The organism is Acinetobacter sp., assembly GCF_036659555.1.
GTDB lineage: Bacteria > Pseudomonadota > Gammaproteobacteria > Pseudomonadales > Moraxellaceae > Acinetobacter.
The window spans coordinates 1-1480 of sequence record NZ_JAVXCI010000178.1 but is presented as its reverse complement, the minus strand read 5'-3'; the positions used below and the strand labels follow the sequence as shown (position 1 = coordinate 1480).

General features: G+C 50.5%; 1 protein-coding gene. It reads left to right on the top strand.

Annotation, left to right across the window (positions count from 1 at the left end):
* Nucleotides 1-443: 443 nt before the first annotated feature.
* A complete protein-coding gene (gene pdxA, locus RSA72_RS14510; protein ID WP_374570665.1) occupies nucleotides 444-1412 on the top strand; it encodes a 4-hydroxythreonine-4-phosphate dehydrogenase PdxA in 969 nt (322 codons plus the stop codon).
* Nucleotides 1413-1480: the final 68 nt, after the last annotated feature.

Sequence of the window (1480 nt, the reverse complement as noted above, 5' to 3'; positions counted from 1 at the left end):
TTGGTTTGGACTATGGAATCTGTCCAAACAAAAGGAGACGCGATTCTAAACGAAAATGTGAAGAATCACAAATGAAATATTAAATTTCAAGCGCTGTATTATAGGCTGCTGTTCAATATTTGGCTAGCGCTTTTTAAGCGCTTGCGCTGCGTGTTTATTTTAATGAATATCAACATTTTGCTTTAAAGCAAGCATGCTGAAAGAAAAATAAAACCCGCGGCTCAAGGCGGTAAAGCCCAACGCCGGGTTATGGATGATCTTTGTGCTCTTGGCTTTAATGGCTGCAATTGCGCCGGGATTGGCCTTTTTTCCGATTATTCACCGCTGATTGATCTGGCGCGCTTGTTCCGCCTGCGCCCTGGCTGAAAAGATAAAAATCAACGGCATTTATCCGATAGATTCAGTAAAATAGGCGCACTGAAATCAGTCTGAATAGGCCAGCCATGCTTCCTTTATATGTCACCAGCGGTGAACCTGCCGGTATCGGCCCTGATATCTGCTTAAGTCTGGCGGAGCGCGCGGATGAGCGCCCGGTTGTAGTTCTGGCGGATAAGGCCATGCTGCAGAGGCGCGCAGAAATCTTAGGCCTGGATGTAGCGCTGATTGATTATGCAGGGCAGGCCGCGCCTGCAGGCAAAGGTCGTATTTATGTGGAGCATGTGCCGCTGAAAAATGCTGCCGTTCTGGGGCATTTGGATGCCGGCAACGCTGCCTATGTGCTGGAGCAGCTGCGGCGTTCGGCGGATTATGCGGTCACAGGCAAAAGCGCCGGGGTGGCGACGGCGCCGGTGCAGAAATCCATTATCAATGACGCTGGCATTGATTTCAGCGGGCACACCGAATATTACCAGGCCTTTGCCGGCGCGCCGCGCGTGGTGATGATGCTGGCCACCAAGACTTTACGGGTTGCATTGGCGACCACGCATTTGCCTTTGCGTGACGTGGCCGATGCCATTACTGCAGAGCGCCTGCATCAGGTGATTGATATTTTAATTCATGATCTGAAAACAAAATTTAAGATAGATCGCCCGCATATTCTTGTCTGCGGGCTGAACCCGCATGCCGGTGAAGGCGGCTATTTGGGCCGGGAAGAGATTGAGGTAATCAACCCGGTGCTGGAAAGCTACCGCGCGCAAGGCGTCAATATGAGCCTCAGCCTGCCGGCGGATACGCTTTTTACTCCTGAAAATCTGAAAGATGCCGATGCCGTTTTGGCGATGTATCACGATCAGGGCCTACCTGTGCTAAAATCTCAAGGATTTGGTGAAGCCGTTAATATTACTTTAGGCCTGCCGTTTATCCGCACCTCTGTTGACCACGGCACAGCGCTCTCCCTTGCCGGCACTGGACTGGCTAAAAGTTCAAGCCTGCACGCTGCTGTTGACCTGGCGCTTGAGCTTGCCCGCAATTAATTCACGTTGGAAATTTTTTATGTATCAAATTAATGCCTTAAACCCAAAAGATGAAGGGCATCATACGC

Bases quoted from the DNA above. Each gene is read 5' to 3' on its own strand.
- pdxA (WP_374570665.1), top strand. From the start codon at position 444: ATGCTTCCTTTATATGTCACCAGCGGTGAACCTGCCGGTATCGGCCCT.